The sequence below is a fragment of the Flavihumibacter cheonanensis genome (assembly GCF_022352215.1).
Lineage (GTDB): Bacteria > Bacteroidota > Bacteroidia > Chitinophagales > Chitinophagaceae > Flavihumibacter > Flavihumibacter cheonanensis.
Map to the genome: position 1 here is coordinate 1 of NZ_JAKRWF010000125.1, position 286 is coordinate 286.

The 286-nt window shown below is 64.7% G+C and carries 1 protein-coding gene; it reads left to right on the plus strand.

From position 1 onward, the window contains the following. On the plus strand, positions 1-286 hold a 286-nt coding region (locus MD536_RS21375), incomplete at both ends, for a hypothetical protein (protein WP_239603814.1).

Sequence of the window (286 nt, forward strand, 5' to 3'; positions counted from 1 at the left end):
TCGGCACGGGGGACAGGATGATGCGCAGCGTCCATCCGCAAGTGTTCGCCTACGTACCACGCGCGCCGGAACTGGAACTGGACGGTCGCATCATCGCCATCTACCGCGGGGTCGCCGAGACAGGCCGGCATAATGTCGTGACGCTGAACATCGGCGCGCGCAATGGCCTCGAGCCCGGACATGTGGTGGCGCTCTATCGGAATCGCGGCAGCGTCGTCTACAAGGAAGGCACCGTCGCCGAAACCTTCGACCTTCCGGAGCACCGCTACGGCGTGGCCTTCGTGTT